Here is a 25,439-nt window from a genome sequence, read left to right on the forward strand (position 1 = left end):
TTCTGTCCGGGCTGTTTTGACAACAGCCCAGAAGCATCAATTTTCTACAAATATCTTCAGGCGTGTGGAGCGTATTTCGCGAGAATTCGCTGTAATGTCCGGCGGTGCATGCGTAAACGCCGTGCAGTTTCGGAAACATTCCTGTCACACTGTTCATAGACCCGCTGAATGTGTTCCCACCTTACCCGGTCAGCCGTCATGGGCAACTCGGGCGGTGGTGGCATGTCACCTTCCTCGCTGGATTGCAACAGAGTTGCCGCAACCTGATCAGGATCGGCTGGTTTCGGCAGATAATCCAGTGCACCAACCTTTACAGCAGCAACAGCTGTCGCAATATTGCCATAGCCCGTCAGAACCACAACTCTCGCATCTGCAGAAAACTCATGGATGGCCTTGACCACATCCAGTCCGCTGCCATCCTGAAGTCGTAGGTCCACGACCGCGTATTCCTGATGTTCCGACTTGGCCAGACGAGTACCATCCGCAACAGAATTGGCGACAACAGGGACAAATCCGCGCCGTTCCATTGCCCGGGCAAGCCTTTCCGCGAAACGTTCATCATCATCTACGATCAGCAGCTTTTTACCTGCAGCTTCTTGCGATTCCGACATTACCTGTTAACCCCTAGAGTTCTTGTTTATTGTTATCATTGTATCTTAAGCATCTCAGCACATCGGGTCAAAGAGCCATTAAGCTGAGCAGTTCTGCAAAAAATTCAAAGCATATCAGATAGTAACCTCAAGCCTCTGCCGAGGCCAGACAACGCTCACCAGCGCCCCTCCCCCGGCATGATTGTCATAGGTTATCTTGCCACCCGTGTGGGTCAGAAGTGTCGTGGCAATAAATACCCCAAGCCCCATATGTTCTCCATCTTCTTCCTTGCGGGGATCGTGACTCTTGAGGGCTTTATCCTTGCTTCCCAGAAGAGGATCCCCCAGTTGGCGCAATATCTGTGGATCAAATCCCGGCCCATTATCCTGAATGACAAGAGAGATAACACGTTCGTCCCAGAGCAGGGATATCTCAACCTTTCCCCGCGAAAACTGGATTGCGTTTTGAACAAACAAACCCAGACTGTGCAAGATCTCCGGGCTCCGCCGCACCATCGGCTGCGGGCTGTTACTGCCCTCGACCGACCCTGCAGAAATCACTGTGCTCACGTCTGCCTTCTCATGCGGAATGACAGCAGCTTCGATCAGGCTTTCTATCGGAATAATGTTATAGGGGTCTCCGCCATCTTCTTCCGGCCAGGTGGCCAGATTTTGCAAGATCTCCCGACACCGCAGAATTTCACTGATCAGCAATTCCACATCTGCCAGATAGATATCATCCGGCGGCAATTCTTCTTTCATCTCCTTGGCTACAACCAGCATGGTGCCAAGCGGGCTGCCCAGTTCATGGGCCGCGGCCGCCGCAAGTCCGCCCAAAGCAGAAAGCTTCTGCTCACGCGCCAAAGCCATCTGGGATGCAACCAGCGCCAATCCCATGGATCGGGCTTCTTCAGTCAGGGATGACACATAAACAGCAAGAAAAATCGCGGTAAAGACCAGTGCCGCCCAAAGTCCATAGAGATAAAGCGGATGCAGATAAAAGCTCCCTTCGGGCCACGGCAGAGGCATAAACCAGAAAGCATTAATCGATACCATCAGAATGGCCAGAGCGCTCAAACACAAGGTACTCCGCCGGGAAAGAATAGACGCGGATACAGTGACGGGCCCAAGAATCAGGATCGAAAAGGGATTGGTCAAGCCACCTGTCAGGGACAAAAGCACCGAGACCTGCATCAGATCAAATGCCAGTGACATGGTTGCTTCTTTGTTGCGCAGCCAGGACGAAGCCGGGCGGGTCACAATCTGGGCAACATTCAACGCACCGGATGTCAACACCACGAGTAAAGCCGGAATCAACTCCAGTTCCAGCCCAATTCCAAAATGGACCGTAAGCAGGGCGGTTGTCTGCCCGCAAAGCGCAAGCCATCTGATCAAGACCAGCGTGCGTAACCGCACCCGACCTTGATCCGGTTGAAGTCCCAGCTCGAGTTGTCGCTTAAATAACGTTTTCATGACGTGGTCCGGGGTCGTTTTTACTCTGTAGCTATTTCACTAACAAACTTCAGGAGAAAGCAAAACAGGACAGGAAATAATTATTGGGCATGTTATATAGAAAGAATGACACAACTCTCAATTGAGGTTGAGAATCTCTGTAAATCCTTCGATGAGATACTCGCCGTTCGCAACATTTCTTTCACGGTAGCACCTGGTGAAACCGTCGCCCTGCTGGGCGGGAACGGTGCAGGGAAGACCACAACAATCTCGATCCTGCTTGGTGTTCTTCTCCCCACTTCAGGGACAATAAGACTGCTCGGGCAGGATATCGTCCGGGATCGGTTCCCGATTATGCACCGGATCAATTTTTCTTCCCCCTATGTCGATCTGCCCCGGCGCCTGACTGTCCGACAAAACCTGATGTTTTTCTGCAAGCTTTACGGGATCGTCAACGCCCGGGAACGAATCGCTCAACTCAGCGACGAACTCGAACTGAAAGACCTGTTGAAGCGCCAAACAGGAAGCCTTTCTGCCGGACAGAAAACAAGGGTTTCCGTTGCCAAGGCCTTGATCAACGAACCTGAAATTCTGTTGCTTGATGAACCCACCGCCTCCCTTGATCCCGATACCGCCGACTGGGTAAGAAGTTATCTCAAAGCCTATCAGAACAGAACCAGGGCAGCGATCCTGCTTGCCTCACACAACATGTCCGAGGTTGAGCGTCTCTGTGACAATGTCCTGATGATGAAGTCAGGCCAGATCGTCGACCAGGGTACCCCTTGCGAACTTCTTCAACGCTATAGCCGAACCAATCTTGAAGAAGTATTTCTGGATATTGCCCGGGATAGGAACAGGCCAAACACATCGGAATCGACAGAACCGAGAGAAAATATCGAAGTGGGAGATATCTGACATGTCCGATTCCCTTCAGATTGGCACCCGGTCTTCAGATACGGCAGTTCGTGTCATCAGAAAAGACTCCTCCCTGATGCGGGTACAGGCCGTTCTCTTGCGCCATCTCTATCTGATGCGCGCTTCCTGGCCACGGATTTTCGAGTTGATGTATTGGCCCTCCATACAGATTGTCATCTGGGGATTTTTTACACAGTTCCTGCTGACAAACAGCTCGTACGTTGCCCAGGCAGCCGGGGTTCTGGTTTCTGCTGTGCTGCTTTGGGATGTGCTTTTTCGCGCCCAGCTCGGGTTCAGTCTTTCTTTTCTTGAGGAACTCTGGTCACGCAACATTGGAAATCTGGCTGTCAGTCCTTTGCGCCCGATAGAATTTCTCGGCAGCCTGATGATCATGAGCGCGTTCCGGACATTAATCGGCATTCTCCCGGCCACCTTTATCGCCATCCTTTTTTACGAGGTATCAATATACGAACTCGGCTTGCCGCTCGTCCTGTTCTTCTCGAACCTGATGATTATGGGCTGGTCAATCGGTCTGATGGTTTGTGCTCTGATTCTGCGGGTTGGTCTTGGCGCTGAATCCATGGCCTGGCTGACAATTTTCCTGATCGCACCAGTTTCGGCAATTTATTACCCCGTTGATATTCTGCCAGGATGGCTACAATCCATCGCCTGGTGCTTGCCAACCGCCCCGGTTTTTGAAGGCATGCGCGCCATCCTGTTTCATCAGGGATTCAGCCTCGAGCTTTATCTGCATTCTCTCGGTCTGAACGCAATCTATCTTGCTATCGCAATGGGGCTCTTTATCTGGTCCTATCATGTCGCCAGAAAAAGAGGATTGCTGTTACAGATCGGGGAATAGTCTCCGGTGGATTCAGACAGAAAAAAGCCTTCAGGCTGCTTTCCAGCTGAAGGCTTTTTTGTTTGGTCGACTAATTTAAGTCAGCATCTAGTCTGCGGGGCCACTGACACCCGCTTCGGCAAAGGTCGCCATGCCGTTATGGCAGGCACAAGCAGCCTTCAGCAACAAGATCGCAAGGACTGCACCTGACCCCTCGCCCAGACGCATGTTGAAATTCACCAGAGGCTGTTTCCCGATCTTTTCCATCAGGGCGACATGACCGGGTTCGACTGACTGGTGCGCGACAACACAATGGTCCAGTAACCGGGGATCAATCGCGTGGAGAACCGCTGCAGCTGCTGTACAGGTATAGCCATCCAGAAGAACAGGTGTCCGCGCGAGACGGGCAGCAATGACCGCACCAGCAATCGCGGCAAGCTCCAGACCGCCAACGCAACGCAATATTTGCAAGGGGTCTTTGGCAAAGTCTGCTTGATGCAGCTCCATTGCCTGATTTACCAGATCTTTTTTCAGCTTGAGTGTTGCATCATCGACGCCAGTCCCACGCCCGACCCAGTCTCCGGCATCGCCGCCATAAAGCGCCGTGCAGATCGCCGCCGCCGAGGTGGTGTTACCAATACCCATTTCCCCGAGGGCCAACACATCAATCCCCTCTTCGACGGCCATCATGCCGTAGGCCATAGCCCGGATAAAATCGTCTTCCGGCATGGCTGGAGCTTCACTGAAATCAGCTGTCGGTTCATCCAGCGACAGTTCGTAAACCCGCAGGTCAGAATCCGCCAGACCACAAAGCTGATTCACGGCAGCACCGCCATGAATGAAGTTTGCGACCATCTGTTTTGTTACTTCCGTCGGATAAGCCGAGACACCTTTGGCAGCAATACCGTGATTTCCGGCAAAGACAGCCGTAAATGGTCGTTCGATCTGTGGCTTTGCCCTGCCCTGCCATGAAGCAAGCCATATTGCCAGCTCTTCCAGGCGTCCAAGTGCCCCGAGGGGTTTGGTCAACTGGCTTTGCCTCTCTTCCGCCTTTGCCGCAGCGGCCCTATCCGGGCCAGGCAATTCTTTGAGCAGAACATGAATTTCATCCAGTGTGGAAATCGAGGCCACATCAACCATTATCAGTATCTCTCCCTGATTTTCACCGCGTGGTAAAAACCCTATCCATAAACACGCAAAACGCTTTACAGCACCGTATCTGCACGGCAACTGTTGCGTCTGATTTTGTAATCTTGCCGGCAAAGCCATAACATAGCCCCTGGACTTTGTCTTGACACTTTGCTCCGCTATTTGTCGCATCTCCTCCAGTTCACTCCACGAAGGTTACCATGAACATCCGGCAACTGATTTCCTCGATCCCTTTCCAGCTACTGACACAGGACATCAGAATTGCGTTTGCCTTTCTCACCCGTATTCCTCTGTCTTATCCGCTAAATGCACAAGGACAGCCGGTTGAACGTACCCTTGCGGCTGCTTCCTGGGCCTTTCCTCTTGTAGGGCTTATTGTCGGTCTCACGGGGGCTCTGATCTTAACACTCTCTGATCTGTTACATTTTCCTGCGCTTGTCAGTGCTCTCCTGGCCATAACAGGGACCATTCTGGTAACCGGCGCACTTCACGAGGACGGGCTTGCTGATGTGGCTGACGGTTTTGGCGGCAGTCATGAACGCGACCGAAAGCTCGAGATCATGAAAGACAGCCAGGTTGGGAGCTACGGCGTTCTGGCGCTTTGCCTATCGCTCCTGCTTCGTACAGCTCTGATCGCTGGCTTGATCGACTTTGCCTCCATGGATCAGGAAGGAGCAATCACCCCCAATGCCGCGGCAGCTGTCGTGATCGCAGCCCATATCATTGCACGGGGATATCTTCCTCTGATGATGAGCCACCTTCCCCTCGCCCGCAGGAGTGGCTTAGCCGCTCAGGCAGACAAACCCAAACTTCGCAGCAGTTATGCTGCTTTCCTCATCTGCCTGATCCTCGCCGGAAGCCTTTTGCCCTTCACCATGGCTGTTCTCGCAATCTTCCTGTCACTTCTCGCAACAGCCCTGTTTTCGTGGTTAAGCTTCCGGCAAATTGGCGGCTATAGTGGTGATGTTCTGGGCTCTACTGCTCAGCTTTGTGAAATAGCAGTCTATATTGCTGCTCTGGCTTATATCACTTAGGATCACCCCCGCAGCAACATGACCAGATAGAGTAACAAATAATGTCCAGAACCAGGTGGTGGTGGATCCGGCACGCTCCGGTGACTGAAAACAACGGTACGATCTATGGCGATGCCGATCTGAATTGTGACTGCAGCAATCTCGAAGCGTTTACTGCTTTGGCTCACCGTCTTCCAGAGCAGGCAATCTGGGTAACGACACCTCTGCTGCGAACCCGCCAAACGGCAGAGGCTCTATTCAAACAAAAAGCGTTTCTCCCCGAACCCTCTTATTATGAGGTTCGCGAATTTCAGGAGCAATCCTTTGGCGAATGGCAAGGAATGACACACAAGGAGCTTGGCGAGAAACGAAACAAAGCCTGGCATCGCTTCTGGCTCGCACCGGCCTCAGAAGCACCCCCGGGGGGCGAAAGTTTTCTTGATTTGCTTCTGCGAACTGACAAAGCCATAGATCGTTTGAACCACGATCATCAGGGCCAGGACATTGTTGTGATAGCCCACGGAGGCACCATTCGGGCAGCTGTTGCGAAAGCTCTCGATCTCTCTCCGGAAAAAGCCCTTGGTCTTGCCATCGACAACCTCTCGCTGACTCAACTTGACTACTATACCGCGGAAAATGATCCCTTTACCGACCAGAGTTCCTGGGGCGTTGGCTGTCTGAACGCCGCGCCCCTTGCCTTTAACTTCAATCAAACATCCTGAAAGAAAAAGGCTCCCGGAGGAGCCTTTTCACAACAATCTGAAGACCATATCTTACCAGATCATTGTTATCACAAAGAAAATACAGGCTGAAAGCAGCGCCGCTGCAGGCACAGTAATAACCCAGGCAGCGATGATCGTCGTAAAGTGAGAGCGACGAACCAGCTTGCGTCGAGCAACATCTTCCTGATCATAAACCGTCTCTTTCCCGTCATCCTCATCATCGGTATCTTCGCTCGTACCATCGAGAACAGCCCGGCTGTGCTTTTTTACATACTGTCGGCGACGATTGCTTTTGCTCGTATAGTATTCGCGGAAAAACCCAACCCCAAAAACAGCTCCGACAGCGATATGGGTAGAGCTAACGGGCAGACCAAGTGCCGAAGCCAAAATTACGGTTATAGCCGCTGACAAAGCCACACAATAAGCCCGCATCGGGTTCATCTTGGTAATTTTCTCACCCACCATCCGGATCAATTTTGGTCCATAGAGGAATAGCCCGAGGCTGATCCCGAAAGCACCAATAATCATGACCCAGATCGGCAGTTCCACCTTAGCCGCAATATCACCGGACTGTGCGGCATGCAGGATCGCGGCAAGAGGGCCAACCGCATTCGCGACATCATTTGCTCCATGCGCAAACGACAACAGGGCAGCCGAGAAAATCAGAGGCAGATGAAACAGTTCCCGCAAAGACTGATTCCGATTCTCCATACCCTCAGACTGTTTCCTGATCATTGGCTTGAGAATGACATAAGCGAGAACGAACACAGCAACACTGATCAGGGCGATGTAGCCAATACCCGGCTTCCATATTTGCTTCAGCCCCTTCATCAGCAGGTAGCAGGAGAAGGCACTCGCCATGATCGCAAGCAATACAGGAACCCAGCGACGGGCTGCAGCAATTTTGTCATCACGATAGATGATATTGTTCTTAATAAAGGCAAGAAAGAGAGCGGCAATCACACCACCAAGCAAGGGAGAAATCACCCAGCTCGCAGCAATCGCGCTCATGGTTCCCCAGTTAACCGCACCAAAACCAACCGCCGCTATCCCGGCTCCCATTACCCCGCCAACAACCGCGTGTGTGGTCGAAACCGGTGCCCCGATACAGGTCGCGAGATTGACCCAGAGCGCAGAAGCAAGCAATGCAGACATCATCGCCCAGATGAAGGTCTGGCTATCAGACACAAGTGACGGATCAATAATTCCCTTGGAAATCGTTGAAACAACATCACCCCCGGCGATCAGAGCACCCGCACTTTCAAAGACCGCCGCGATAATCAAAGCGCCCGTCATGGTCAGTGCTTTGGAGCCAACTGCCGGCCCGACATTATTGGCAACATCGTTGGCCCCGATGTTCAGGGCCATATACCCGCCGAGGATTGCAGCGACAACGACAAAGACGGCGTTGGGCTGGGCACCGATCAGAACACTGGCAAACCCACCGGCAACCGCCAGAAACAGAACCGCAAGTCCAGGAGCCATGAGGTGCTGGGAAAGCGAGCGGGTTGCCTCTTCCATCGAGACAATCTTGCTCAGATCCTTGTCGAGGGAAGGTTTTGAAAGATGGACTTTTTTAGAGGACCCGGAGGAAGACGCATTATCAGGCTGATCTGAAGTCGGCATTTTTTCAACTTTCACAGATGCAAAGCCCCGCTACAGCGTGGGGCTCATGAAGCAATGTTGAAATGTGATAGTTTCATTGCATTTAAATGACAAATGACTGTTTCATGACTTATATATTACAGTTCAATGACATGCACTTTAGCGATCTGATTTTAAACAGAAGTCGTCGATTTATAACATCTGGACGATATCCACCGGGCAAAGAAACTTTGCCCGGTCACGACCTTTTAATGTGATGAGAGGATCAAATCCGCCGCCTTTTCGGCAATCATCATGGTCGGGGCATTTGTATTACCAGACGTGATTGTCGGCATGATAGAGGCATCAGCTACACGTAATCCGTCAATCCCGATGACCCGCAGCTGTTCATCAACGACGGCCAAGGGATCAGATCCCATTTTGCAGGTTCCGACCGGATGAAAAATTGTCGTCCCGATATCTCCCGCCGCCTTTGCCAGGTCCCCGTCAGAGATAATACCAGCTCCGGGAAGATGCTCAACCGGACTGTATCTGGCAAAGGAAGGAGCACTGCAAATCCGGCGGGTCAGCCTGATTGCCTCTGCGGCTATCAGGCGGTCTTTCTCTGTCGAGAGATAATTTGGGGCAATAATCGGTTTCTTGCTGCCATTCGGTCCATCCAGATGGATATACCCTCTCGATTCAGGGCGCAGATTACACACTGAGGCAGTAAAACCATGGAAATCATGTAGTGGATCACCAAGCTTGTCCGTAGAAAGAGGCTGGACATGATATTCCAGATCCGGTGTTTCCAGCGCAGGATCACTTTTGGCAAAACAGCCCAGCTGGCTTGGTGCCATTGACAGGGGACCGCGACGGAACAGGGCATAATTGATCCCCATACCGATTTTGGATAACAGGCTGTGCGACATCTCGTTCAGTGTCCGCACCCCTGAAACCCGGAATACCGTCCTGATCTGAAGATGATCCTGCAGGTTTTGCCCAACACCAGGCAGGTCGTGCAGAACCTCTACCCCGTTTTTCTTTAACAATTCTCCGGGGCCGATACCTGAGGTCTGGAGTAAAACAGGGCTTGCTACCGCCCCGGCCGACAAGATGATTTCCTTGTCCGCGAAAACCCGGGCGTCTTCACCTTTAATGTTAAGAGATAAAGCCCGGGCTTTTTTCCCCTCCAGTTCAATTCTCCGCACTTCAGCTCCTGTAAGTACGGTGAGATTCTTACGGGTTTTTACAGGGTGCAGATAAGCCCGGGCAGCACTGAAGCGGAAGCCCTTTTTCTGGGTCACCTCAAAATAACCAACCCCTTCGTTATTTCCCCGGTTAAAGTCTTGGCTCCGTGGTATGCCCGTTTCCACTGCGGCATCAAGAAAGCCATCAAGGATTTCCCACGAAAGCCTCTGTTCTTCAACGCGCAGTTCACCCTTACCCCCGTGGAATTCCCCCTCACCGCGGTGGTGATTTTCACCTTTTTTGAAATAGGGCAGCACATCATCCCAGCCCCAGCCCTGATTGCCCATCTGACGCCATTGATCATAGTCTCTGGCCTGCCCCCGCATATAGATCATGCCATTGATTGAGGAGCAGCCTCCGATAACCTTACCTCTCGGGTACCCGAGTTTGCGCCCATTCAGCCCTTTCTCCTCAACAGTCGAAAGGCACCAGTCCGTCCTCGGATTGTTGATGGTATAAAGATAACCAATGGGGATATGTATCCAGTGGTAGTTGTCACTGCCACCTGCTTCGAGAAGGAGTACCGAGTTATCGGAGTTGGCAGAAAGCCGGTTGGCAAGAACGCAACCGGCAGAACCTGCACCGACAATGATATAGTCAAACTTTCCCAGATCCCTCACAGCTGTCCCCCTGATCCCCCTGTCATCCACCAAAGCAAGTATATCGCTTTCATTGACAGGATAAGCCATCAAACCAGCCAGATCCTGCTTGGCAGTAGAGACTGGAAGTCTTGATTAATCGACCCGTTTGCAGATTTTTCTCACTCAATAATATTCAAACTAGGCTATGGTCCCTAAAATGTCTCTGCCTTTTCACCGCTTTTCCTGCGATACTGCTGTGCAGATTTAACCATACCTTCATTCAGGCTTACCTTTCGAGCCAAAAGAATATTCAGGAGAATACAATGACCTTGAGCCTCGCCCGGGCTTTCTTCCCAGCCAGTTTCTTGAGACTTGCGATCATCACCACTGCTTTCGCCACCCTGTTTTCCTTTAATACAGCAAAAGCGGCAAGTGATGCTGAACAGCTGGTTGCCGCATCCCGTTACAGCCTCGAAAAACTTCTGAGCAACCCCGATTATGCCAAGCTCAAGGAATTCGCTGGCAAGGCTCATGGCATTCTTATTATTCCCCAGCTGGTTAAAGCCGGGTTTTTTATCGGGGGCGAAGGTGGATCTGGCGTGCTGCTTGTCAAAGGTGCTGATGGTACCTGGAGCTATCCCGCTTTCTATACCTTGGCAGCGGGGAGTATCGGTTTGCAGATAGGCGGGGAAGTTTCAGAAGTCGTCTTTACCCTGATGAATGCCGGGGCAGTCGAAGCCATTCTTGACAGCGAAGTCAAATTTGGCGGGGATCTCAGTCTTGCAGTTGGCCCTTTTGGGGCCGGAGTGGAAGCTTCGACCACAGCCAATCTTGATGTTGACGTCTATGCTTTCTCCAGCTCGGTTGGTCTGTTTGGCGGCGGTGCCTTCGAAGGAGCCAAGCTCTTTACCCGTGAAAGTTATAACAGCAGTTATTACGGTGCCGGAGCTGCACCGCGGGGCATCACCATTGAACGGGCTTTCTCGAATAGCCACGCAGATAAACTGCGGGCAGCCCTGCCACAGTAGACATAACTCTATCTGGAGCAGCTCTTTCCAGTTATTGATAAAGCTGCTCCAAACCAGATACGTACACTTGATCTTTAAAGGGCATACCGCAGCAGTACGACACCTGCGATCAGACCAACCGCCAGTATTCCCGAGATGATAACAATCAGGCTGGCTCTCTCCAGATCTTTGCGGCGATGCCCCTTCTCCGCCTTTTCCTCTCCAGGCTGATCCGGCTGGAAATTAAGCGCTCCACCCAAAGCAGCATCTGCAAGCCGATGGCTGCTCCAGCAGCGCCGGATGGCTTGACCTATGGCCGTGCCAGGAACGAAAAATGCAGCCAGAATAAACAAGAGCGCCGTTAAGGCATCAGGTAAAGCCATCAAGACATGATCCATTCCGGTAAAAGGCTTACCGAAATTCCGTTCGAGCGGCGCCTGAAGCTGCCGTTGTCGATAAAACCGCGTGCCCTGGTAAACCGCCTGCTGGACAAACAAGCCAGGCAAACCGAGTAAACCATACCAGAAAGCCGGGGCGACAAAGCCCTCGACAAAGCCGCGCGCCATGCCGCCAACAGCCGTTGCAGCCAACCCGCTCCCCTGGAGCCGTTCAAGGTCATTAATCCGGAACCAGCTGGACACAAGAGGATAGAGTTCGCCACGTACGGTGATCAGGCTATTCAACGCCAGAGCTTTTCGTACCCGGTTTAAACGGACCTGATGCGAACGATTGTCCAGACAAAGTGCAATCAGCACCACCTCGATCAACCAAAGAAATGGTGCATTGCGGCTAATAAAGGACAGTCCATACCCTGCCAGAGCTGCCAGACCGCCAAGAAGGAAAAGACTGGTCGCCCCGTTGACCAGTTGGGTGACAGCCCCCTGGCCCGGTTGTTTTTGTCCAGCCGCGCTGCTACGGGAGTTATTCAGTGCCCGATCAAGCCTGACAATGACAAGCCCCATCACCTTGCGAGGACGGGGCAACCAGTCTTCCAGGCGCAAAATCCCGCCATAAAGAGCCTCTAGTCCAAAGGCAAAGAGCAGAAGAAACAGGGGTTCTGCTGAACCAAATACACCCGGCACCGTGATAACGTCCTCATAAAACAGAGCAAAGTTCTCTTGACCGATCATCGTCTGATTTTGGGTCAAGGGGAAGCCCGGACTTGCAAAAAGCATCTGGATGGGTCAATTGATCCCCGATTAAAACGGCGGATTAAAATCCAGGACATAAATCGGGACCAATAACCGGGGATCACATGACGAGTTCAAATACCACTATCGCTACCGGCGTAAATAACAATGCCGTGCTTGATGTAGAAGACAAACCTTCTGTTAAACTTTGGGGCCTGTTGAGCCTGCAACACCTCTGCGCCATGTTTGGGGCAACAGTACTTGTGCCCTATCTTGTTACCGGCGGTATTCTTGCCAATGATCCTGACGCAACAGGTTTAAGTACAGCCATTGCCCTGATTACGTCCGGTGGCGGGACCTTGCTTTATCTCTGCATCACCGGATTCCGGATTCCAGCCTATCTTGGATCATCCTTTGCCTTCATCGCGCCGTTGATTTCTGCCGCCGTCGCCGCCGGGTTGCCCGGTGCAATGTTTGGTGCATTCTGTGCTGGTCTGGTTTATATCGCCGTTGCCATTCTCATCCGCTTTTTTGGTGTAAGCTGGTTGATGAAAATCCTGCCGCCAGTCGTGGTCGGCCCTGTTATCATGGTTATTGGTCTCGGGCTGGCTCCTATCGCCATTGGTATGGCAACCAAGGGAGCAGGCGATGACTACAGTGCACTCAACCTCTCGGTTGCGCTCTTCACCCTGGTGATGACGCTTCTCTTTTCTCTCGCCTTCAAGGGGATTTTCAGCATCATTCCCATTCTGCTGGGTATTATCTGCGGGTATATTCTCGCATTGACCCTTGGCATGGTAAACCTCTCGCCAATAGCCTCAAGCAACTGGATCGCCGTTCCGGACTTTACTTTCTTCCCTGCTGTTTTTGCCGAAGGACTGCCCTGGTTTGTCCTGCCACTCCTGGTCCCCGTCGCGCTGGTGACTATTGCCGAACACATTGGTGATCAGATGGTGCTTTCCCGTGTTGTCGGCCGGAATTTTCTGCGTAAACCAGGGTTGGACAGATCACTTGCCGGCGATGGAATTGCCACTCTCTTTGCCTCACTTCTTGGTGGCCCGCCCAATACGACTTACGGAGAAAACATCGGTGTTCTGGCCATTACCAGAATTTATTCTGTCTATGTCATCGCAGGGGCTGCTGTCCTCGCCCTCTCGCTCGGTTTTATCGGCAAGATCTCTGCGCTGGTCAGTTCCATACCCGTCCCGGTAATGGGTGGAATCGCCATCGCCCTGTTTGGTGTGATCGCCTCGTCAGGACTGCGGACGCTCATAGAAGGCAAGGTCGACCTCAATGAAAAACGCAATCTGCTGATCACTTCTGTTATTCTGGTGCTGGGTATTGGTGGGGCCGAGCTCCCGATTGGGCAGTGGGCAACGCTCTCCTCCATGGCCTTTGCAACGCTGGCCGGGATTACCATGCATCTGATCCTTCCAGGAAAAGAGACCGCAGGAGACAGTGATAAATCACTCGGATAGCTTTTTTGGGGAGAACATCCCGGAAAAACTGCAGGATCTTAATCGTGAGGCCGGACATAGGTTCGGCCTCACGTGCTTTTAAAGCAGAGACGCCCCCGCTGGGTCTTGCAAAGGCAAAAGAGTTGCCTGTAAAGCCAAAGCCAGTTCTTCTCTTTCGCCAGGTGCCAAAAACTCTCCCAGCACGACACTGCGTCCATGTGAAGAAAGGATCAGCCGCCCTTCAGCGTTTTCAGAGCGATCAAACGAAACTCTGAGCCAATAGGGCTGAAACCTCGTGCAACTGCGTGTCCCCCAGTGGCTGACTTTTGTGACGATCAGATCATCGGCAGTAACCTGTACGGTTTCATAACCGCTGCCAGAGCGATAACTCAGGCGAAAAGCAAAATAGACAAGGGCAACATCCAGACCGAGAAAACCAAGTACAGGCCAGGCTCCTGCCAGCATGAACCCGGTTCCAGACAACACGACTGAGGCAATCACAAAACCCATCAGATAACGGAATCCTCGAGGACTCAGACTCCGGTTTGGCTGTAACAACGCCTGAAAGAGAACAGCTTCATTCCTGTTTTCCGCTGTTGCAGGTCCTCTACCTCCAGGGCCAGCATGACTCCAGTCTTTGGAAAGCATCTTGGTTCTACCCGGTTCACCTGGTCGTTCAGATTATAACTGAAACAATAACCGACTTCGCCCCTCGACAATAAATCATCATGATCAGGATCGCGAAACTGTGATCAGAGAGGGTCTGATTACCTCCCCCGATACACTTTCTGTAAGTCCGACCGTGAACCCGGGTTTACAGCAGCTTTGGGGCGTGACATCCGTCAGGGTCTTTGGCGCGCCAGCAACAGGCTTCGGAAACAACTGCGTTTATCCATTGGCTGAACCGCCGCATTGCGCGCTTCAACATAGCTGGTCAGGGCATCATAAAACACCAGATCCAGCACGCAGTCGGCAGCATTATATTGCCAAATTTCCGCGGGACTTTCCTGCCGAATAAGTTTTGGCGTGCCGAGCAACTCCTCAAGACCAGCAGCATCAAGTCCGATCAGCTGTTCCGGATTGTCATCGACTTCCAGCTCCGGCTTAGCTTTTTCCGGAGGCAGGGACGCCAGTTCTTCCCCCTCTGGACCGATATCGCCCGTGACCGATGTTTCTGCTTCTGCCTCTGGCTTACTCGATTTGCCATCAACACGACCTGTCTCCCCGGCAACAGACCCTTGCGTCCTGTCAACAGAGGTTGCAGGTGGAAGCTCGGTTATTTTGAGCACTCTGTTCGGTCTTGATTTTCCACAGGCCGATAAGCTGGTGAGAACAAGAAAAACAATCAGGATCTTGAAAGGATAAGTCATGAGAAGGTTAATACCCTCATGCCTCTAGCTGCCGGAAGTTTTCGAAGCGATGAAGCATAAAAGCTGTCGCCCAGATTGGCATGACAATGTTCAGGACAGGCACCGTCAGAAGGAAAGCCAGAACGAAACCAGCCAGAACGACCCGCCCACGATACTTCCGGCGAAGGGTTTTGACTTCTGCCAGCGCAAAGCGGCGCAAAGCAACCATTTCAAAATATTCCCGCCCCAGAAGGTAGCCGTTGATCACATAAAACAAAATCAGATTCACACCCGGCAGAAGATAAAGCGGCAAGGCAAGGATATTTACCAGCAAGGTAATTCCCAGAAAAGACAGACTTCCCCATATCGTCTCGCCCAAAGGCGGTTCCCGTCCGGCGTCAAGCTGTGGATAGTGTTTGCTTTCGACAGCCCGGGCGATGTCCTCGAGGAAAAAGGGAATAATGACCAACATAACGGAGGGGAAGAGCAGAAAGCTCAGGACCACGACGCCAAGCCAGGAGATCAGTTCGGCCCCCCAAACCAGAATGGATGTAAACCACCCACCTGATTCTGACCACTGTACAATCTGATCATCAAGCAAACCGACCGCGTATCCTGCAGCAATCCAGAGAAGAGCAAACACAACCAGAGAAGCTGCAGCAGAAATAAAGAACACGCGCCGGAAGGCGGGATCACCTGTCTGACCAAATGCTTTCGAAAGATCACTGAACATGAAGGCTGCTTCCATTTATTGAGAATTCAGATTTGGCGAGACCAGCCATACCAGAACAATACCCTGATTGGCCTCCCCCGGATGCTTTCTTTTTTAATAAGGGGGAAACGCGACTTTTTCAAGACGCGATCCGGTAACCGAACGCCAACCGATTATCAAGGCCGGCCGACACTTCGGATCAAACGGCACGCCCTTATCTTGCAGTCCCAATCAAACCGGGCGCTTATGTCGCAAGTACCGACGCAGTTGTGATGGAGAGAAACCATTGTTTTCCAGTTTCCTACCCGTTAGAACAAAAGACAATCTCACCAATTCAACCACCCGCGGGATATGCTCATGCCAACCAGTTTTCTATCACGCTCTGTATTTGTTATTGCCTTGGCCCTGATTGTTGCAGCAGCGGTCTTTCTGGGCATGAACTATCTCAACAAGTCTTCTTCAAATAATGCCCGGTCCCTGATTGGCGGCCCGTTCTCGCTGGTCACCCATACCGGTAAAGCCGTTACGGAAAAAGATTTCGAGGGTAAATACATGCTGATTTACTTTGGCTATACCTTCTGTCCAGACGTCTGCCCAACCTCTTTGACCCTCTTGTCCGATGCAATGGATATTGTTGAAGCAAAGGATCCGGAGCTTGCCGGGCTTGTCGTCCCGGTTTTTATCACCGTGGATCCCGAAAGAGATACCGTCTCGGCGCTCAAGGACTATGTAGGTCACTTTTATCCAACCATGGTTGGCTTGACCGGGAGTCTGGAACAGGTGTCTGCTGCAGCAAAGAGCTATAAGGTGTTTTACCAAAAAGCAGAGGCCGAGGAATCAAGCGACTATCTGATGGATCACTCCTCCATCACCTATCTGATGGGTCCGGATGGTGTTTATGTGAAACATTATTCCCACGGCACCAATGGTGAAGTCATGGCCGCATCCCTGCTGGAGATCCTTAAGAAGTAATACGGCAAGACCGTCCCGCAGGTTCTCTTGTCTGGGAACCTGCGGAACGTTACTCTCTAGCCATGGCAAAACAGAGTTCCTCACATCGAACCAGAATTAATGGAAAAGAGCTTGATGTCCGGATTCAATCCCATCCGGCATCCCGCAAGCTATCCTTACGCCTGATCACCGGAGAAAATGCTGTAAAGGTGGTCTCGCCCCCGGACTATCCCCTTCAGGAGATCCTCGATTTTGTTTCACGCCAGCACGACTGGATTGCCCGCAGGCTAGAAAAACACCCCGAAATCCCCGCCTACCATCACGGCATGACAATTCCAATCCTGGGCAAGGATCACAGGATCACCAGAATAGAGCCTGGTACCGCGGCAAACAGGAACAAGGGGGCAGCCTGGCTTGAATCTGAACAGCTTTTCATCAAATCTCATGAAGAGCACCTCCCGCGTAGAGTCCGCGACTTTCTCAAAGAAGAAGTCAGGTATGAGATCAATCTTCGGGCCAGGGAAAAATCAGCAAAGATTGAAAAAAAAATTACCGGCATACGGATCAAGGATACGACCAGTCGCTGGGGAAGCTGTTCATCAAGTGGCAATCTGAATTTTTCCTGGCGGCTTATATTTACCCCAGAAGCTGTTCTCGATTACGTGGTCGCCCACGAGGTTGCTCATCTTGTGCATATGAATCACAGCTCTGATTTCTGGGGTCTTGTTGATCAGCTAACCACAAGCCGGAAAACGTCCCAACACTGGCTCAAACAACATGGTTCCCGATTGCTAGCCTATGGATAACTTTGTAATCCCTGCTTTGTAACCCCGGTTTTTCCTGATCAAGGCTCTCCGTAGACCTCGATTTCCACGATACGAAAATCGCCAGCATGGTTACCAATAAGCAGGCCATCGAAATCGCCCGCCAGTCTGGTATCAGTGACAGAAAAAAGCTTCTGATCATCCAGAACCACGTCCATCAAACCTTCTCGGTTCCGGTTGAATTCAAGACTGTGGCCAATACCGGTCAAGCTCTCTGCCAAGGCTATAGAACCGATTGTCTCCTGACCGCTGGAAGTTGTGGCGAGCAGCTCTATTCGACTTGTCGCTCCGGTCTGATAGGCCAGTTTATACCCATTAATGCGCGCGCCACCCTGGTAAACACCTGTAACCAGGCGACCACCATCCAAAAGGCCATTCAGGTTAATTCTAACAGAAAAACTCCCTGGAATCGGGGATGCATTATAGATTTCTGCATAGCCGGTGTACTGCCCGACCCTCTCTTCAGGTTGAAGGGCTTTCGAAAAAATTCCCGAAAACAGTCCGACCGCTTTTTGAGTAGTACTTTTTTCCCCGGTGGATGTTTCCCCAGAAGAAGATGATGTACGAGGCACAGGAACAGAGGTAAAGAGGTAATCCCTGCTGCGGACCTCGAAATCTCCGGATTCAACACTCCATTCAGGGTTTTGGACAAAATCACCGTCAATAAAATTGTCGAAGAAAACCCGAAGGGACCATGGACGATCATATTCTTGAAGCAATGCCGAGATTCTTTGTTGGTAAACCTCTTCCGGCAAGGCTGTCTTACTACCATCGTTCACAAGTTTTCTAAGCTGATCCACCAGAATTTTCTCTTTGTCGACAGCTTCAAAAGTCGCCTTGGAAGAAGAAGGTACCTCTGTTTCAGAAGATATTTTCCCTTGATTTCGGCTGCGCAACTCATCCAGAAGAGCCCGCTGCACCAAACCATCTATTTCCAATCCGAAATCAGCCTGATAACTGCGAATAGCCTGCCGTGTCCTGTCCCCGGGCAGACCATCAAGAGGTCCCGGGTCATAGCCTAAAGCCTTTAACAGACTTTGAAGGGTTCGTTTTTCTTCCCGATCTAATGGTGTACTCTCGCCAGGGGGCGCAGACCAGACAAGAACCGGTTCATCTTCTGTGGTTGCAGCCGTATCCGTGTTCTTTGAACTTTTCCCTGCCTCGTCCAGGGTAACCGCTTTCCATTCCTGTGCCAGCTTTTGAGCCAGCGACACCTGCTCTGCTGTCATTGCCGCAACAAGCTTGTCTCTCGCCCGGCCAGCTTCCCGGTCCCCCTGAGCTGCCGCCAGATTGAACCATTTATGAGCTTCGACATAATCCTGGGGCGCCCCGAAACCTTTGGAATAGACATAACCCAGCATGAATTGTGCATCCCGATGTCCAGTAGCAGCACTTGCTGAAAACCCTTGATATGCCACAGCATAATCACCGTTTTCAAAATGCCCCATCGCCTCCTCAAAGTTCTGAGCACTTGCTGGGAAACTGACCAGTAGAATTCCCAGAATCATCACAGCCGTTGCACAGAGCTGGCGGAATGTCTTCATTTTTGATGCCTTACACTAAAAGCCGGACTTTATAAGATCTCGGTAGAGTTCTTCGTCAGTATAGACATTGGAATTTGTCAAAAATGTGCTGCAGGTTCTTTAGCAGCATTCGTTATCCAGTAAGGTCACAACGGATACCCGGCGGTATTCCCAAGATTTGGAAAATAGTGTCTCCTTGATCAAGGAACCTTTGCACCGCAGAGACCGTGCAAAATCAGAATCAAAATCAGGACCCCAGACTTCATCAGAATCCTCAATACAGTCATTATTCATTGTTTTTCTTCTCGCAGAACCCCGATTTCACAAGAAATAAATGCATTTTCCCCAGTCGCAGACTATAACAACGCAAACACGACATTTTAAATTCCCATCCAGAAAGTACCCGGACCATGCCTTCAAACAAGGAAACGGAAAGCCGTCTCTTCATTGCTCTTCTGATTTTCCTTATGGCGCTGGGACCAATTTCAACGGATCTCTATCTTCCTTCCCTGCCCAGCATAGCTACTGATCTCCGTGCGAGTCAGGCAGATATTCAGCTGACCCTGTCAGTTTTTCTGCTCGGGTTTGCCACGAGTCAGCTGATTTATGGGCCGCTGTCCGATCGCTTTGGGCGCCGTCCTGTCTTTATTGGCGCTCTGTTTCTGTATCTGCTGGCCTCTTTGGCCTGCACCTTCTCCAGCACAATAGGGGAACTGATCGCGTTACGTTTCGTTCAGGCACTGGGTGCCTGCGCGGGCCCAGTTCTAAGCCGAACAATCGTGCGCGACGTGTATCAACGTGACGAAGCTGCCCGTATTATGTCCTGGATGGGAATGGCCATGGCGCTGGCCCCTGCTGTCGGTCCCATTATCGGTGGACAGATCGAAATCCTTTTCGGCTGGAGAGCCAACTTTCTGGCTCTATCGGGTTTCTGCAGTCTTGCACTGATATGGCTGCTGTTCCGCCTGCCGGAAACCAATCTGGATCTGAACATGGAAGCCATGCAACTCCCCCGCCTGGTCCGGAACTATCTCGGCTTGCTCGGCAACACACGGTATATGGGCTATGTTCTGATATCCACGGGAAGCTTTTCTGGTATTTTCTGTTTCATTTCCGGCTCGCCTTTCGTCCTTATCGATCAGCTTGGCCTGTCCCCCGATGTCTTCGGGTTATACTTTGCCGTCATAGTTGTGGGCTATATGACCGGAACTTTTCTTTCTGCTCAACTCACACTTCGATTTGGGCTCCATCGAATGATTATGATCGGCTCTAGCATCAGCTTTGCCGGGGGCCTGGCTGCTGTGGGACTCTCCTTGTATGGAGAATTCGGGGTTCTCAGTATTATTGGACCCTTTGCCATCTTTACAATCGGGGCGGGCCTGACCTTCCCGAACAATATGGCTGCTGCCCTTGCGCCCTTCCCCCGGATTGCCGGATCGGCTTCTGCGCTAATGGGTTTTATCCAGATGATCTTTGCTTCAGGTGTTGGTGTTCTGATCAGCTCTTATAACGACGGAACGGCACTGAGCATGACGGCAGCTCTTGCCGGTGTTACAGCAATGGCATTTGCATCCTATGTGTTCCTGATCCATCCCCATAAACTCGAAGTCGTTGAAACCCCCAAAACCCCTGCTATTTAAATTGAGCTGTCCCGCGCTGATTTTTTCCTGCGTCAGGAGCATGACTGCTCGGCTTTTCAGTACTCTCGTTTCCACTTTGACCTGACTTCAGACGACCAAACAAATTCTGCAAGAACCCGCCAACCTCCTCAATTTTTTCTTCCACAACATTTGAAGGCGCATTCTGTGGGAGTTGAGCGACCGGTTGACCTTGCTCAATCTCCTTGATCAAGCCGCCCCAAACACTTGCTGGAAGGGTTCCGCCGGTCACACCCTTCATCGCACTGCCATCATCATTCCCGAACCATACCCCCGCGACAGTCGTGGGGGTATAACCGATAAAAAGAGCATCTCGATTGCTTTGAGTTGTCCCCGTTTTACCTGCGGCGGGTCGTCCGGTCTGTGCCGATTTGCCTGTTCCCCAAGCCACCGTCGCACTCATCATATCATTCATCATGGCAACATGCCGAGGTTGAACTGCCTGCCCCAGACCACTTCCACTGCGCCGATACAATTTTTGCCCCTGAGCGTTCTGGATCTCAAGAATGCCATGTGGTTGCACCACCTGACCACCATTGGCAAAAACCGCATAACTTCCGGTCAACTCCAGCAATGTCACCTCTGATACCCCCAGCGCAACAGCTGGTGAATTATCAAGCGAAGAGCTTATACCCAACCGTTTAGCCACCTCGATTACATTGCCTGGTCCTACCTGTTGCGAAACCTGTACCGCTACCGAGTTCATCGAGCGGGCAAAGGCTTCCCGAAGGGTCACATCACCATAATACTTATCTTTATAATTTCCAGGTTTCCACTTGCCCACGGCTATTGGCTTATCGACAAAACGACTGTCCGGGTAAAGCCCGCTTTCCAGCCCGGCCAGAAAAACAAAAGATTTAAAAGCCGATCCCGGCTGCCTCAGTGCTTGTGTTGCCCTGTTAAACTGGCTGGCCCGATAATCCCTTCCCCCGATCATGGCACTGACCGCTCCCTGCGGAGACATGATGATCAAAGCGCCCTGACCAACCCTGCTCTGGTCATGGGCCGCGGCCAGAACCTGTTCCATATGTTTCTCCGCCAACCGCTGATGACGGGTATTGAGGGTCGTGTGAACAATCAGATCGCCGTTATATCCCCCGGTATAGTCATCAACCTGGGACAAGATCCAGTCCGCAAAAAATCTTTCCTGGTCACTTGAATTTCCGCCAAGAGTGGGCCGGTTTTTCTTGGCTTTGGCTGCTTCCTCGGGTGAAATGAACCGAGCGTCTACCATCGCATCCAGCACCAGTTCTGTCCGGCGTTCTGCCTTTGATGCACTGCTGGTGGGATTATACCGCGAAGGGGCCTTGAGCAGACCGGCAATAAGCGCTGATTCATAAAGACCCAGGTTCCGGGCTGACTGACCAAAATAGATTTTGGCCGCAGCATCCACGCCATAGGTCCCTGCACCGAAGTAAACCCGGTTCATATAGAGCGTAAGAATCTGGTCTTTGGTGAATTTTTGTTCAAGCCAGATGGCCAGAAGGGCTTCCTGGACCTTTCGTTTCAGACTGCGTTCAGAACTGAGAAACAGATTTTTTGCCAGCTGCTGGGTAATCGTTGAGCCCCCATGCGCCATCCGCCCGGCTTTAAGATTGACCAGGCTGGCACGGACAATGCCCAGAACATCTATACCAAAATGATCATAAAAACGGCGATCCTCAATCGCAATAATCGCCTGAGGCAAGAACCGGGACATCTCTGATGCCTCGAGTGTCTCACCATAGAGATCACCATAACTTGCCAGGCGAATACCGTCTTCCGACATTAGTGTCACAGAAGGACGCCGGGATATCTGGTCCATATCACCAACATCGGGCAAGTCCCAGGCATACCAGGCGACAACACCAGCGAGGAAAATAAAACCCCATATGGCAACAACCGACGCCCAGGTCAGCAGGGTTTTAAAGATCCCCTTACGACCAGATGAACGGCGAGGGGAAGCTTTTCGGGTGGCAGTCCCCGTTTTCTTTACCCGTTTCCGAGAGGTGGTTGTTCGTCCCGAAGGATCAGCCTTCAGGGTTTGCCCGCTTTTGGAAGAAACTCTTTTCTTCGGTGTCTTTTTGTCAGTCGCCATGATCACTTGATAAACTATTCAATTTCTACAGGCTATAGGCAGAAAGATGTCAAGATCGTGACCATCTGCTTTCCTACATGCCTCAGTAGACATAAAACGAACGATCAGGATGAAAACAACAAAAGGCCGGGCGTTAAACCCGACCTTTTGCTATTTCAATTCCGGAAAAATCAAACGTCCAGATTAGATACATCCAGCGCATTGGTCTGGATAAACTCACGACGTGGCTCAACGACATCACCCATAAGGGTCGAAAAGATATCCGAAGCCTCATCGCTATGTCCGACCTTCACCTGCAAAAGAGTACGGGCGTTGGCATCAAGAGTCGTTTCCCAGAGCTGATCCGGGTTCATTTCCCCCAGCCCTTTATAACGGGATACATTAATTCCCTTGCGGCCAAGCTCAAAGACCAGATTTGCCAGCGCGTTCGGCCCGGAAATCATCGTATCCTTATCCTTCACACGGTATGTCGAGCTGGAAGAGTAAAACTCCTGCATTTCTTCCGCCATACCATTCAACCGACGTGCTTCGCCAGTGCGCACCAGGCTCAGATCAATAAGCCGGCGCTCGGTCAGACCGCGCAGAGTCCTGACCATGGTCATGATCCCGTCAACCGTATTGGTTTCTGCCTGCCAGCCCCGCTGAAGCTCGGGTAAATTGGCATTCATCCGCTCGGCAATCTTCTCTGCAACAGCCTGTGCACGACTTTCATCGCGCAACAGTGTTTCATTCAAGGCGCCCATGATGGTGGCCTGCTCGATCATCTCGACGCTGCCGACTTTGCGAATTAACGGTTCCATCAGGTTACGGGCAACAACAGCATGGGTGACCACGTCAGTCAGATCTGCCCCGGCAACCTGTGCGCCATCTTTTGTGATCAATGTCGCATCCTTGACACCATTTTCGATCAGATAGGCTTCCATCATCCGGTCATCCTTGAGATACCGGATGGAATCGCCCCGCTTTGCACGGTAGAGCGGTGGCTGCGCGATATAGAGATATCCCCGCTCAATAATCTCGGGCATCTGGCGATAGAAGAACGTAAGCAACAAAGTTCGGATGTGACTTCCATCAACGTCCGCATCGGTCATGATGATAATCTTGTGATACCGCAGCTTCTCGATATTGAATTCGTCGCGCCCGATACTTGTGCCCAATGCAGTGATCAGGGTTCCGATCTCATTGGATGACAGCATCTTGTCAAAACGGGCACGTTCAACGTTCAGGATTTTCCCACGCAATGGCAGAATGGCCTGGGTCGCCCGATCCCGGCCCTGCTTTGCAGATCCACCCGCAGAATCACCCTCCACCAGGAACAGTTCAGAACGGGCCGGATCCCGTTCCTGGCAGTCAGCAAGTTTCCCTGGCAGAGAGGAAATATCCAGTGCGCCCTTGCGACGGGTCAATTCCCGGGCTTTACGAGCAGCTTCACGAGCGGCGGCGGCTTCAACAACCTTACCCACAATCCGTTTGGCTTCCATTGGGTGCTCTTCGAAGAACTGACCGAGACGATCATTCACGATATTTTCAACCACAGGCCGGACTTCTGAAGACACCAGTTTGTCTTTGGTCTGGCTTGAGAACTTCGGATCAGGCACCTTCACGGACAGGACACAGGTCAGACCTTCACGGGCATCATCCCCTGTAAGGCTGACTTTTTCTTTTTTCATCAAGCCGGATGCTGTGGCGTAGGTGTTGATCTGCCGGGTCAATGCCGCCCGGAAACCGGCCATATGAGTACCGCCATCACGTTGCGGAATGTTGTTGGTGAAACAGAGTGTATTTTCGTGATAGCTGTCGGTCCATTGCATCGCAACCTCAACCGTGATGCCATCCTTCTCTGAAATCATGTAGACCACATCTTCGAAAAGAGACGTTTTGGTCCGGTCGAGATACTTTACAAACGCCTTGAGACCACCTTCATAGAACAGAACCGTTTCTTTCGGTTCTGCATGGCGATGATCACTCAGTGTCAGGCGCACACCCGAGTTCAGGAAAGCCAGCTCACGTAAACGATGCTCAAGCGTACTGTAGTCAAACTCGATCATGGTAAAGGTGTCGGTAGACGGCACGAAGGTGACATGCGTCCCTTTCCGACCATTTGCCGGTCCGACGACAGCAAGGCGATCATCCGCTTCACCATGGGTAAAGGACATGAAGTGTTCTTGATCATTGCGGAAAATCCGCAATTCCAGTTTCACTGAAAGCGCATTAACAACAGATACCCCCACCCCGTGCAGACCACCGGAAACCTTGTAGGAGTTCTGGTCGAATTTCCCCCCGGCATGCAGCTGGGTCATAATCACTTCGGCAGCAGAAACGCCTTCCTCGTGATGGATATCTACGGGAATACCTCGACCATTATCATGTACGGTAACAGAGCCATCACCATTGAGGATTACCCCGACAGTGTCGCAGTGGCCAGCCAGAGCCTCGTCAATCGCGTTGTCAACGACTTCGTAAACCATGTGGTGCAGACCCGTGCCGTCATCTGTATCCCCGATATACATACCGGGACGTTTACGGACAGCTTCCAGGCCACGCAGTACCTTGATGGAATCTGCGCCGTATTCAGCGTTGGCCCCACCGTTTTCCTGGTTTTGCATATCGCCATTATCGGTCATTTCTACCACTTTCTTCCAAGTTCTTTAACAGT

21 protein-coding genes are annotated in these 25,439 nt (G+C 51.7%); 9 read left to right on the forward strand and 12 right to left on the reverse strand.

Annotation, left to right across the window (positions count from 1 at the left end):
* Window positions 1–56: 56 nt before the first annotated feature.
* The gene (locus tag O4H49_RS09200; RefSeq protein ID WP_269423141.1) at window positions 57–611 is read right to left on the reverse strand and encodes an ActR/PrrA/RegA family redox response regulator transcription factor; all 555 of its coding nucleotides are present in this window, start codon (window positions 609–611) and stop codon (window positions 57–59) included.
* A gap of 114 nt (window positions 612–725) precedes the next feature.
* Window positions 726–2,063 carry an ActS/PrrB/RegB family redox-sensitive histidine kinase gene (locus O4H49_RS09205; protein ID WP_269423142.1) on the reverse strand — a complete coding sequence of 446 codons (1,338 nt, stop codon included), beginning with the start codon at window positions 2,061–2,063 and terminating at the stop codon, window positions 726–728.
* A 105-nt stretch (window positions 2,064–2,168) separates the two neighbouring features.
* On the opposite strand from O4H49_RS09205, the gene O4H49_RS09210 reads away from it, so the two are divergent.
* The gene (locus O4H49_RS09210) at window positions 2,169–2,957 is read left to right on the forward strand and encodes an ABC transporter ATP-binding protein (RefSeq protein WP_269423143.1); all 789 of its coding nucleotides are present in this window, start codon (window positions 2,169–2,171) and stop codon (window positions 2,955–2,957) included.
* A 1-nt stretch (window position 2,958) separates the two neighbouring features.
* Complete coding sequence (locus tag O4H49_RS09215; protein ID WP_269423144.1) at window positions 2,959–3,816, forward strand: ABC transporter permease; 858 nt, start codon at window positions 2,959–2,961, stop codon at window positions 3,814–3,816.
* Between the two features lie 87 nt (window positions 3,817–3,903).
* On the opposite strand, the gene cobT is transcribed toward O4H49_RS09215, so the two are convergent.
* Complete coding sequence (gene cobT / locus O4H49_RS09220) at window positions 3,904–4,935, reverse strand: nicotinate-nucleotide--dimethylbenzimidazole phosphoribosyltransferase (RefSeq protein WP_269423145.1); 1,032 nt, start codon at window positions 4,933–4,935, stop codon at window positions 3,904–3,906.
* Window positions 4,936–5,144: 209 nt separating this feature from the next.
* On the opposite strand from cobT, the gene O4H49_RS09225 reads away from it, so the two are divergent.
* Together O4H49_RS09225 and O4H49_RS09230 are read left to right on the forward strand one after the other, a co-directional pair.
* Entirely contained in the window at window positions 5,145–5,978 is an 834-nt protein-coding gene (locus O4H49_RS09225; protein ID WP_269423146.1) for an adenosylcobinamide-GDP ribazoletransferase, read from the forward strand.
* A 41-nt stretch (window positions 5,979–6,019) separates the two neighbouring features.
* Entirely contained in the window at window positions 6,020–6,679 is a 660-nt protein-coding gene (locus O4H49_RS09230) for a histidine phosphatase family protein (protein WP_269423147.1), read from the forward strand.
* A 51-nt stretch (window positions 6,680–6,730) separates the two neighbouring features.
* On the opposite strand, the gene O4H49_RS09235 is transcribed toward O4H49_RS09230, so the two are convergent.
* Window positions 6,731–8,305, reverse strand: a complete 1,575-nt coding sequence (locus tag O4H49_RS09235) for an inorganic phosphate transporter (RefSeq protein ID WP_269423148.1) — start codon at window positions 8,303–8,305, stop codon at window positions 6,731–6,733.
* A gap of 227 nt (window positions 8,306–8,532) precedes the next feature.
* Window positions 8,533–10,203 carry a GMC family oxidoreductase gene (locus O4H49_RS09240; protein WP_269423149.1) on the reverse strand — a complete coding sequence of 557 codons (1,671 nt, stop codon included), beginning with the start codon at window positions 10,201–10,203 and terminating at the stop codon, window positions 8,533–8,535.
* Window positions 10,204–10,418: 215 nt separating this feature from the next.
* Here O4H49_RS09240 and O4H49_RS09245 point away from each other — a divergent pair, with 215 nt between their 5' ends.
* The gene (locus O4H49_RS09245) at window positions 10,419–11,123 is read left to right on the forward strand and encodes a lipid-binding SYLF domain-containing protein (RefSeq protein ID WP_269423150.1); all 705 of its coding nucleotides are present in this window, start codon (window positions 10,419–10,421) and stop codon (window positions 11,121–11,123) included.
* A gap of 74 nt (window positions 11,124–11,197) precedes the next feature.
* Here the strand turns inward: O4H49_RS09245 and O4H49_RS09250 are convergent, their stop codons facing one another.
* Entirely contained in the window at window positions 11,198–12,250 is a 1,053-nt protein-coding gene (locus tag O4H49_RS09250) for a cobalamin biosynthesis protein (protein ID WP_269423151.1), read from the reverse strand.
* 107 nt (window positions 12,251–12,357) lie between these two features.
* On the opposite strand from O4H49_RS09250, the gene O4H49_RS09255 reads away from it, so the two are divergent.
* A complete protein-coding gene (locus O4H49_RS09255; RefSeq protein WP_269423152.1) occupies window positions 12,358–13,710 on the forward strand; it encodes a uracil-xanthine permease family protein in 1,353 nt (450 codons plus the stop codon).
* Window positions 13,711–13,788: 78 nt separating this feature from the next.
* On the opposite strand, the gene O4H49_RS09260 is transcribed toward O4H49_RS09255, so the two are convergent.
* The 3 genes from O4H49_RS09260 to O4H49_RS09270 form a co-directional block, all read right to left on the reverse strand.
* Window positions 13,789–14,337: a DUF2244 domain-containing protein gene (locus O4H49_RS09260; RefSeq protein ID WP_269423153.1), complete on the reverse strand. Its 549-nt coding sequence runs from the start codon at window positions 14,335–14,337 to the stop codon at window positions 13,789–13,791.
* 194 nt (window positions 14,338–14,531) lie between these two features.
* Window positions 14,532–14,978: a hypothetical protein gene (locus tag O4H49_RS09265; RefSeq protein ID WP_269423154.1), complete on the reverse strand. Its 447-nt coding sequence runs from the start codon at window positions 14,976–14,978 to the stop codon at window positions 14,532–14,534.
* 97 nt (window positions 14,979–15,075) lie between these two features.
* Window positions 15,076–15,771: an EI24 domain-containing protein gene (locus tag O4H49_RS09270; protein WP_269423155.1), complete on the reverse strand. Its 696-nt coding sequence runs from the start codon at window positions 15,769–15,771 to the stop codon at window positions 15,076–15,078.
* 336 nt (window positions 15,772–16,107) lie between these two features.
* On the opposite strand from O4H49_RS09270, the gene O4H49_RS09275 reads away from it, so the two are divergent.
* Together O4H49_RS09275 and O4H49_RS09280 are read left to right on the forward strand one after the other, a co-directional pair.
* Window positions 16,108–16,722 carry an SCO family protein gene (locus tag O4H49_RS09275; protein ID WP_269423156.1) on the forward strand — a complete coding sequence of 205 codons (615 nt, stop codon included), beginning with the start codon at window positions 16,108–16,110 and terminating at the stop codon, window positions 16,720–16,722.
* A gap of 62 nt (window positions 16,723–16,784) precedes the next feature.
* Window positions 16,785–17,507, forward strand: a complete 723-nt coding sequence (locus O4H49_RS09280; RefSeq protein ID WP_269423157.1) for a M48 family metallopeptidase — start codon at window positions 16,785–16,787, stop codon at window positions 17,505–17,507.
* 38 nt (window positions 17,508–17,545) lie between these two features.
* Here O4H49_RS09280 and O4H49_RS09285 read toward each other — a convergent pair whose 3' ends face one another.
* Window positions 17,546–19,069 carry an SEL1-like repeat protein gene (locus O4H49_RS09285; protein ID WP_269423158.1) on the reverse strand — a complete coding sequence of 508 codons (1,524 nt, stop codon included), beginning with the start codon at window positions 19,067–19,069 and terminating at the stop codon, window positions 17,546–17,548.
* A gap of 389 nt (window positions 19,070–19,458) precedes the next feature.
* Here O4H49_RS09285 and O4H49_RS09290 point away from each other — a divergent pair, with 389 nt between their 5' ends.
* Entirely contained in the window at window positions 19,459–20,688 is a 1,230-nt protein-coding gene (locus O4H49_RS09290) for a multidrug effflux MFS transporter (RefSeq protein ID WP_269423159.1), read from the forward strand.
* On the opposite strand, the gene O4H49_RS09295 is transcribed toward O4H49_RS09290, so the two are convergent.
* Together O4H49_RS09295 and gyrB are read right to left on the reverse strand one after the other, a co-directional pair.
* On the reverse strand, window positions 20,681–22,783 hold the full coding sequence (locus O4H49_RS09295; protein ID WP_269423160.1) for a transglycosylase domain-containing protein: 2,103 nt from the start codon (window positions 22,781–22,783) through the stop codon (window positions 20,681–20,683). The genes O4H49_RS09290 and O4H49_RS09295 overlap by 8 nt on opposite strands.
* A 170-nt stretch (window positions 22,784–22,953) precedes the next feature.
* On the reverse strand, window positions 22,954–25,407 hold the full coding sequence (gene gyrB / locus O4H49_RS09300) for a DNA topoisomerase (ATP-hydrolyzing) subunit B (RefSeq protein ID WP_269423161.1): 2,454 nt from the start codon (window positions 25,405–25,407) through the stop codon (window positions 22,954–22,956).
* Between the last annotated feature and the right edge of the window lie 32 nt (window positions 25,408–25,439).

Origin of the sequence: Kiloniella laminariae (assembly GCF_027214005.1) — a bacterium.
GTDB classification, from domain to species: Bacteria; Pseudomonadota; Alphaproteobacteria; order Kiloniellales; family Kiloniellaceae; genus Kiloniella; species Kiloniella laminariae_A.

Excerpts from the sequence above, each read along its gene's own strand:
- O4H49_RS09200 (WP_269423141.1), bottom strand. The coding sequence starts at position 611 with ATGTCGGAATCGCAAGAAGCTGCAGGTAAAAAGCTGCTGATCGTAGAT.
- O4H49_RS09205 (WP_269423142.1), bottom strand. The coding sequence starts at position 2,063 with ATGAAAACGTTATTTAAGCGACAACTCGAGCTGGGACTTCAACCGGAT.
- O4H49_RS09210 (WP_269423143.1), top strand. The coding sequence starts at position 2,169 with ATGACACAACTCTCAATTGAGGTTGAGAATCTCTGTAAATCCTTCGAT.
- O4H49_RS09215 (WP_269423144.1), top strand. The coding sequence starts at position 2,959 with ATGTCCGATTCCCTTCAGATTGGCACCCGGTCTTCAGATACGGCAGTT.
- cobT (WP_269423145.1), bottom strand. The coding sequence starts at position 4,935 with ATGGTTGATGTGGCCTCGATTTCCACACTGGATGAAATTCATGTTCTG.
- O4H49_RS09225 (WP_269423146.1), top strand. The coding sequence starts at position 5,145 with ATGAACATCCGGCAACTGATTTCCTCGATCCCTTTCCAGCTACTGACA.
- O4H49_RS09230 (WP_269423147.1), top strand. The coding sequence starts at position 6,020 with ATGTCCAGAACCAGGTGGTGGTGGATCCGGCACGCTCCGGTGACTGAA.
- O4H49_RS09235 (WP_269423148.1), bottom strand. The coding sequence starts at position 8,305 with ATGCCGACTTCAGATCAGCCTGATAATGCGTCTTCCTCCGGGTCCTCT.
- O4H49_RS09240 (WP_269423149.1), bottom strand. The coding sequence starts at position 10,203 with ATGGCTTATCCTGTCAATGAAAGCGATATACTTGCTTTGGTGGATGAC.
- O4H49_RS09245 (WP_269423150.1), top strand. The coding sequence starts at position 10,419 with ATGACCTTGAGCCTCGCCCGGGCTTTCTTCCCAGCCAGTTTCTTGAGA.
- O4H49_RS09255 (WP_269423152.1), top strand. The coding sequence starts at position 12,358 with ATGACGAGTTCAAATACCACTATCGCTACCGGCGTAAATAACAATGCC.
- O4H49_RS09260 (WP_269423153.1), bottom strand. The coding sequence starts at position 14,337 with ATGCTTTCCAAAGACTGGAGTCATGCTGGCCCTGGAGGTAGAGGACCT.
- O4H49_RS09270 (WP_269423155.1), bottom strand. The coding sequence starts at position 15,771 with ATGTTCAGTGATCTTTCGAAAGCATTTGGTCAGACAGGTGATCCCGCC.
- O4H49_RS09275 (WP_269423156.1), top strand. The coding sequence starts at position 16,108 with ATGCCAACCAGTTTTCTATCACGCTCTGTATTTGTTATTGCCTTGGCC.
- O4H49_RS09280 (WP_269423157.1), top strand. The coding sequence starts at position 16,785 with ATGGCAAAACAGAGTTCCTCACATCGAACCAGAATTAATGGAAAAGAG.
- O4H49_RS09285 (WP_269423158.1), bottom strand. The coding sequence starts at position 19,069 with ATGAAGACATTCCGCCAGCTCTGTGCAACGGCTGTGATGATTCTGGGA.
- O4H49_RS09290 (WP_269423159.1), top strand. The coding sequence starts at position 19,459 with ATGCCTTCAAACAAGGAAACGGAAAGCCGTCTCTTCATTGCTCTTCTG.
- O4H49_RS09295 (WP_269423160.1), bottom strand. The coding sequence starts at position 22,783 with ATGGCGACTGACAAAAAGACACCGAAGAAAAGAGTTTCTTCCAAAAGC.
- gyrB (WP_269423161.1), bottom strand. The coding sequence starts at position 25,407 with ATGACCGATAATGGCGATATGCAAAACCAGGAAAACGGTGGGGCCAAC.